A 7,834-nucleotide genomic window follows, 5' to 3' on the forward strand; every position below is an offset into this window, starting at 1 on the left:
GGAGTGCCGCTGGCGATTCGAGGGATATCGATGAATTCGTCGCTGCGGATGATCATGGGGTAGGGGGCTGTCCTGCGGGGGAATGGGGGATGGTCAGCACGCTTTGTGCGCCGACCGGCTCGGCGCTTCTGACGTCGAAGCTGCCACCGAGCTGTCGCGCTAGCGTGGTGGCGATCTTCAGGCCGAGGCTCGTCGAGCGGCGCGTGTCGAATCCCTCGGGCAGTCCGGCGCCGTCGTCGGTCACGCAGAGCTGCAACCCGGTGGCGGTCTGGACGAGATCGACCCGGATGCTGCCATGATCGCGTCCCACCAGCCCATGCTCGATCGCGTTGGCGATCGCCTCCGCCATGATCAGCGCAACGGGGATCAGCGCGTCGGGGGGGAGCATGACGCCGGGCGGTGCGGAAACCGAGTGGACGATACCGGGATTGCCGCCCGCCTCGATTACGTCGGCAGTCAGTTGGTGGAGGAACTGGTCGAGCGCGATCAGCGATCCGCTGGTATCGTAGAGCTGCCGCTGGATCCGGCCGATCAGCGTGATCTTGGTCGCTGCATTGTCGAGCGCGAGGGCCGCGGCAGGGTCGGCGATACCGCGCTTCTGCAACGCGAGGACGGCCCCGATCATCTGGAGATTATTCGATACGCGGTGCTGCAATTCGCGGAACAGCACCTCTGTCCGATCAGCCAGCAGCCCGCTGCGCAGCGCAAGGTCGGCGTTGCGTTCGCGCTCGTCGCGCAGCCGGTGATTGGCCTGCTGCATCCAGTGGACCAGCGCGATGTCGACGGCAGCAACAGCGGCATAGAAGAGCAGTGCCACCGCGGTATCGACGCCGAGTGTGAACCCTTGGCGTGGCGCGATGAAATAATACCAGGCCAGCACACCGCACAGCAGCGCAGCCGCCGAACCGGGACCGCGCCCAAGCAGGAAGGATGAGATGATGACCGCCGGGAAGAAGGTCAGGAAGGGAAAACCGGGCGGCAGCAGGTGATCGACGCGGATCCGGATCGCGCAGGCAGCGATGGAGAGGGCGACCGCAACGCCGTACGCGATGGCGCGGCGATCCCATAGCAGCGGCAGACGTTCGAGGAAACGGAGTGGGGTGGAGGTCACACGGGTGTCGTAACAGCGCAGCCCGCCGCTTCCAAATTTTGGATGCGGCGGGTGACACTCTGCGCGGCGATCAACGGGGTTTGACGAACTTGAGCGTCATCCGGTCGCTTTCGCCGATCGCGGCATAGCGCGCGCGGCCAACATCGCCCTCGGCGTAATTGGGCGGCAGGGTCCACACGCCCTTGGGATAGTCATGCGTATCCTTCGGGTTCGCATTCACCGCGCTCTCGCCTGCCAGCTTGAATCCTGCCTTGGTGGCATAGGCGATGACCGAAGACCGCTTCATATAGCCGCTCTTGCCTTCCTCGATCTTGCCCGATGCTTCGGGCAGATGGTGTTCGACAAGGCCAAGCGTGCCGCCGGGCTTGAGCATCGCGAACATCTGGTCGAACGCGGCCTGGGTCTGATCGGCGGCCCCGAACCGCCAGTTGTGCACGTTGCGGAAGGTCAGCACGACGTCCGCCGAGCCTGCGGGAACGGTCGGCTGGCCGGCGACTGCCGGGAACATGGCATAGCGCAGCGCGCGATAGGCTTCGGGCATCGCCTGGCGCTTGGCCCGGACAGCTGCGAGACCCTTCTCGCTCGGCGCAGCGGCATAAAGCGTGCCGCGGGCCGCGAGATAGGGCGCAAGGATCTCGGTATACCAGCCGCCGCTGGGCCAGATCTCGACGACCGTGTCACCAGGCTTCACACCGAAAAACGCCAGCGTCTGGGCGGGGTGGCGGAAAGCGTCGCGAGCGATCGTCGCGGGCGTTCGCGTCCCGGCTTTGGTCGCCGCGACGAGAGCGGCGCTCGGCGCGGGATCGGGTGCGGCATACGCCGCTGTGGCGGCCGACAGGCCGGCAGCGATAACCAAGGCAAGGCGCGTCATAGGACCTCCAGTCAGAAGCCAGCAACATAGCGCCCTAATCTGACGGGCCGCAACCCGCCTACAGTCTCGGTTTCCCCTGACCATTTGCGAGAGCTCGCAGCGGCCAGCAGATAAGGTTTGAAGTAAAGATGCGCCGGGCCGACGAGACTTTCGCCGGCCCGGCCTCGGCATCAGTCCGCGCGGGGCTGAGCCGGCGTGAACCCGCCATCCTCGTCCATCACGCGCAGAATGCCGTCGTCGATCGCAAACACCGCGCCGCGGATCTCGAGATCGCCGGCAGCCTCTGCATCGCGGACGAACGGGAAGGTCCGCAGATTTTCAATCGACGTCCGAACGGCAGCCTGCTCCATCGCCTCGCGAGCCTCTTCAGACTTCAGATCGGCATGATCCTTGGCGACGGACTCGCGTGCGCCATCGAGCAGATGCACCCAGTCACTGATGAAGCCACCCTGGCCGCGCTCTGCCTTGTCGAACGTGCCTGCGAGCGCCGCCTTGCAGCCGCCGCACTGGCCATGGCCGAGTACGACGATCTCGCCGACCTTGAGCTGCGTGACCGCAAATTCCACCGCGGCAGAAACGCCGTGATAGCCGCCGCCCGTCTCGAACGGCGGAACGAGGTTGGCGACGTTGCGGACGACGAACATCTCACCAGGCAACGTGTCGAAGATCTGCGCGGGTTCGACCCGGCTGTCCGAACAGGCGATCACCATGACGCGCGGTTCCTGTCCGACTTTCAATTTCTCCCAACGGTCATGCTGGCGGCGCCAGTCGGACGTCCGAAACCGCTGGTATCCATCTACAAGATCGGCAAAATCAGTCATTGTGTATCGTCTCCCGGGATACGGCCAAAACGGCCAATTTCAGAAACCCCTTGTCATGCGAGCGGTTCCCCGGGAAGCCCGCAACACTGCCGATCCTGCGATAGGGCGAGCGATCTGCCCCGCGAGTGGCGCAGGTACGGGGGAATCGTAGGCACGCCCCCCGCACGGAGGAATTGCGCGACCATGGGGTTGGTCAGGCCCTATGCCATGGGCAGGGGCTCCGGCGCCATGGACAGGGCGCTGCCGCGCGCAGCATTGCGCTACGAGGATATTTTGCGCTCGCCTGATCAGCGCTTTCGCTGGGGCTGGTAGCGACACCCGCCGCTCACAAACCGCATGGCTCAGTGGACGCCGCAAACATCCTATATTGGTACGGAGTGTTGCCCTTATTCGGGGTTCGCCAACGGATGCCTCGCGAGCCTAAGCGAGTATTAGATCCGCTGCGGTCGATCTTGGCGTCAGCTGCCGGGGTCATGATGCGCTAGCGCCTGTCAGTAAGCGTGGGCAAGTCCCTCGACGGGAAAAGGAATGTGTCTTCGGCTCGCGACTGACACCATCTTCCGAAACGTGGAGTACCTTGGCAAATTGATGCGCTGACGCGTCTTGCCTTGTCGAACGAACTCGGCCCGGGCCTTGCTGGCGTCAGGTCCGCAGCCACGGGGCAACCGCCGGACTGGAATGCGTCCCTCCCAGAATTGGTAATAAAAAGGTAATTTTCGCATTAGATTCGGAAAATGAATTTGATATAGGTAGCGACGCCTAGACATCGACCTGGCTACCAAAAGAATACCGGGCGATTCGCGGGATTTACGGGTGCAGGCATGGGCTGCATCGGGATGGCGCGATGGCGCCTATGAAAAGGGGCTTTGACCAATGGTTTTTCCTAAGCAGATGTTGCTCGCATCCACCGCCGTGGTCGCCAGCGCGATCGCCGGGCTGATCGCGCCTGCGGGCGCACAAACCGCGCCGTCATCGGCCCCGCCAGCCGCCGCCGAGCAGCCCGGATCCGCGCAGACACCCCCCACGCAGGCCGCCCCCTCGGGGGACGCGGACAGCGACATCGTCGTCACCGGTATCCGCGGCAGCCTGCGTAGCGCGATCGCGGTCAAGCGCGAGGCCAATGCCGTGGTCGACGTGATCAGCGCCGAAGCGATCGGCAAGTTTCCCGACCGCAACGTCGCTGAATCGCTGTCGCACATCCCCGGCGTGAGCATCGATCGGCGCTTTGGCGAGGGCGAGAAGGTCGCCATCCTTGGTACCGATCCCGCACTGAACCGGATGCTGCTCGACGGTCATGCGCTCGCATCGGCGGATTGGGGCGGCAACGACAATGACCCGTCGAGCCGCACCTTCAACTATTCGTTGCTCGCGCCCGAACTCGTCGACCGGCTCGAGGTGTACAAGTCGCCCGAACCGCGGATCGAGGAGGGGAGCCTCGGGGGCACGGTCATCGTCCGCACCCGCCGGCCGCTCGAGCTCAAGGCCAATTCGATCTTCGCGTCGGGCGGCTATTCGTACAACGACCGTTCGGACAAGGGCAATGTCCGCGGCTCGGGGCTGTACAGCTGGAAAAACGATGCGGAGACGTTCGGTGTGCTGGTCGCCGCGACCTATGACAAGCAGAGCCTGACGCGCGCCGGCGTGGAATTCTTCGGCTATGACAATGCCGCGGCGAATGCGGACGGCACCTATAACAGCCCGTTCGTCAACCGCGCGCAGGACGGCACGCTCAGTCTGAAGAGCCCGGGTGCGACCATCACCGGCGGAACGATTGCGGATCTCTACAAGGCCGCATCGCCGTTCGGCATCAACTATGCCTATTTCCAGCAGACGCGCGAGCGCAAGAGCGTGTCCGGCACCGTTCAGTACCGCCCCAGCTCGGAGCTGACGCTGACGCTCAACGGCCTGCACATCAATGGCAATTACGACAATTACAGCCAGTCGATGTACACCATTCCCGGGGCCTGGACGGGCAACGTGCTGCAGTCGGCCAATATCAGCAACGGGGTCGTCAACGCCGCGACCTTCGGTGCTGCCACGAGTCAGAGTGCGCAGCTCGACACGCTCGTCCGCAAGACCAAGCTGACCACTGACAATCTGAACCTGTTCGCGGATTGGGAAGGCGATGACGGCGCCAAGGTGTCGTTTGCAGGCGGCTGGAGCCGGGCGAGGGGCGGGCGCAATCCCGAATATCTGTTCAACGTGCAGACCAGACTGCCGTTCAGCTATGCCTTCACCAACGATACGGCGACGGTCAATTTCACCGGCGATCCGACCAACCCCGCAAACTACTTCACCAACCCGAACAACAATCCCGCACAGATCGAGGGTAGCCCCGTGCTGGTCGGCGGCACGCAGCTGAACGCCGCGCAGATCGGCGGCCTCGATTACAGCGTGACGACCGATCGCGACATCTTCGGCGGCTATGATGCGACGATCCCGGTTTCGTTCGGGCCGTTCACGCAGCTGATGCTAGGCGCGCGCGTCACCGACCATGTCAACCGCATCGACGGCCGCGGCATCAACACCTATCTCACCACGTCCCAGCTCGCATCGCAGCTCAACGTGCCGACCGCGTCGACTCCGGACGGCACATTCAGCGGCAGCGGCGGGCTCGGCAACGCGACGCAGTATCTGAACCTGTCCGAACAGTCGGTGATCGACATCCTGGCCAATGCGATCAATTCGCCGCTGATCCGCAAGATCGGCGCGTCGACCCGGGTCAAGGAAACCGTCGCGGCGAGCTATGCGCAGCTCAATTTCGAACAGAGCGGCTTTCGCGGCAATATCGGCGGCCGGCTGGTCTATACCAAGGACGTTTCGGACTACGCGCTGACGCTGTCGACGGCGGCCAACCCCAACCCCGTGCCGACCCCGACGACGACATCGACCGACTATCTGAAGTTCCTGCCGAGCTTCAATATCGCCTATGAGGCGAGTTCGTCGCTCATCTTCCGCGGTGCGGTCGCCAAGGTGATCTCGCGGCCACGCTATCAGGATCTGGCGGCATCGATCTCGCAAAACGATACGACGCGCGATGCGGGTGGCGGCAATCCCAATCTGAAGCCGTATGAGTCGACCAATTACGAGCTGACCGCGGAATTCTACCCGCGTCCGGGCAGCCTGCTCGCGGTCGAGGCCTTCCGTCGCGACATCAGCAACTACATCATCACGACCCGGACCGAGGGGGTGACGCTGTTCAATTCGCTGACCGGGCGGCTGGAGAACAATTACAGCGTTTCGCAGCCGATCAACGGCGGCAAGGCGAAGGTGAACGGGATCCTCGTTTCCGGGCAGAGCGAGATCTGGGGCGGGTTCGGGCTCCAAGCGAATTATACCTATCAGGACAGCACGACCTCCTCGACCGACGCGTCGGGCGCCGATCTCAACCTTCCCTATCTGTCGAAGCACACCGTCAACGTGATCCCCTATTTCGAAAGCGGACCGTTCCAGGCGCGGTTGAGCTACAATTACCGGACGAAGTATTTCCGCACGATTGGCCGTCTCGGCTCGCGCGAAATGGTCGCCGCGTATAACCAGCTCGATCTGTCGGCAGGGTTCAATCTGACCAAGCAGGTCACGCTGTCGCTCAACGCGCAGAACCTGCTCGACGAGACCTATCGCCAGTATAACGCGACGCCCGATCGGCCCACGGCCTTCTACAAGAACGGGCGGACCTATGTCGCGTCGCTGTCCTTCCGGCTGTAGGTCTGGCGGCCGTTAAATAGGCCGCGCCTAGTCTCGCTCGCCCGGAGACCGCCTGTCTGCAGACGGCTCTGTGGCGAGCGGGCGTTCATGGCTTAACGGGGTGGCGTGGCGCGCCGGAGCGGCAACCCCGCCTTTGCTGGACCTCTATGAAGAAGCCGACCGCCACCCGGGTCGCTATTTAGCCAAGGGCCGCACGATCGCCGGACGTGCCAGGCTCTTTGGACAGTTGGAGATAGGCGGGGTCGAACGCGGCCAGGTCGACCAGCGCCGGCCAGTCGTGGATCGTCAGGCGTCGGGCCTCGAGCGACAGCAAGCCGTCACGGCGCAGCTCTTGAAGCGCACGATTGGTGTGGATGGACGTCAGCGCACAGGCATCCCCCAGATGAAACTGGGTCAACGGCAGCGCACAGCTGCCGTCCTGTACGAGCCCAACCCGGTCCATTCGCAGATATAGCTCGCACAACAGATGTGCGATTCGCTGTTTGGCACTGCGTTGCCCGACATTGAGCGTCCAGGCGCGCTGGATCGCGGCGGCGGTCAGCGATTCCCACCACAGGGCCTGCGTCAGGAGCGGGTGGTCGATCGCAAGCCCGGCCAGCATCGGGGCATCGACCACCGCAACGCGTGCAGGGGTGATCGCGGCGATCGTTTGGTCCATCCCCGCCAGCAGGAAGACGTCGAAATCACAGACATCGCCCGGGAGATAAAAGGCGACGATCCGACGGCGCCCATCGACGAGCATCGTGTAGCGGCACGCCCAGCCGTCAAGCAGGACATGGATCCCGCTTGGCTGCATCCCCCGGTCGAGCAACACCGTTCTCCCGGAAATCGGTCCGGCCTTGGCCGCAAGCAACGTGTTAAGCGCGACCTCCTCGGCAACCGACAGGGGGTGCCGGTCGCGCAGCTTCCGGACGAGCTTGTCCGCCGCGGGACTCCGCGTCGCAAAAGACGCGCGTGGGCCTGAGGTGCTGCCGGGGCGATGTTCGGATAAGACGCTGGTCATCAAGTAGGAACGAGAACGCCTCTGCGGGGGATGACCGGGAAAGGGTGTGATGCGCTCGGCTCACCGTTCGAATCGCTCGACTTATGGAATATCCTGATCCCGCTCAGTGGCAACGCACTTGGATCGCGTCGTTCCTGCGGCCGGGCTCGTACAATATCGCCGGCCGGACCCTGTTCCGCGCCGTTGGGGGCGCAGAACGCGCCAGGGCGCAAAAATTGCCATAAAAGTGAAATTTGGGTTTGACGGGATTGGGGATGGGCCCTAGAGGGGTGTCACCGCAGCGAACGGCCACACGGTCTGGTTGCTGAGGTCGCAAACAA

5 protein-coding genes are annotated in these 7,834 nt (G+C 63.8%); 1 reads left to right on the forward strand and 4 read right to left on the reverse strand.

Features of this window, described 5'->3' with window-relative positions:
• Window positions 1–52: 52 nt before the first annotated feature.
• The 3 genes from IFT71_RS16090 to IFT71_RS16100 form a co-directional block, all read right to left on the reverse strand.
• Window positions 53–1,111 (reverse strand): DUF4118 domain-containing protein, encoded by a 1,059-nt coding sequence (locus IFT71_RS16090; RefSeq protein WP_192141997.1) that lies wholly within the window; start codon window positions 1,109–1,111, stop codon window positions 53–55.
• Between the two features lie 70 nt (window positions 1,112–1,181).
• Entirely contained in the window at window positions 1,182–1,982 is an 801-nt protein-coding gene (locus IFT71_RS16095) for a class I SAM-dependent methyltransferase (RefSeq protein WP_031394265.1), read from the reverse strand.
• Between the two features lie 170 nt (window positions 1,983–2,152).
• A complete protein-coding gene (locus IFT71_RS16100; RefSeq protein WP_031394264.1) occupies window positions 2,153–2,803 on the reverse strand; it encodes a carbonic anhydrase in 651 nt (216 codons plus the stop codon).
• An 873-nt stretch (window positions 2,804–3,676) separates the two neighbouring features.
• On the opposite strand from IFT71_RS16100, the gene IFT71_RS16105 reads away from it, so the two are divergent.
• Entirely contained in the window at window positions 3,677–6,511 is a 2,835-nt protein-coding gene (locus IFT71_RS16105) for a TonB-dependent receptor (RefSeq protein ID WP_244654957.1), read from the forward strand.
• 178 nt (window positions 6,512–6,689) lie between these two features.
• Here the strand turns inward: IFT71_RS16105 and IFT71_RS16110 are convergent, their stop codons facing one another.
• Entirely contained in the window at window positions 6,690–7,514 is an 825-nt protein-coding gene (locus tag IFT71_RS16110; protein WP_192141999.1) for a Crp/Fnr family transcriptional regulator, read from the reverse strand.
• Between the last annotated feature and the right edge of the window lie 320 nt (window positions 7,515–7,834).

It is taken from the genome of Sphingomonas sp. CFBP 13733, from assembly GCF_014841795.1.
GTDB classification, from domain to species: Bacteria; Pseudomonadota; Alphaproteobacteria; order Sphingomonadales; family Sphingomonadaceae; genus Sphingomonas; species Sphingomonas aerolata.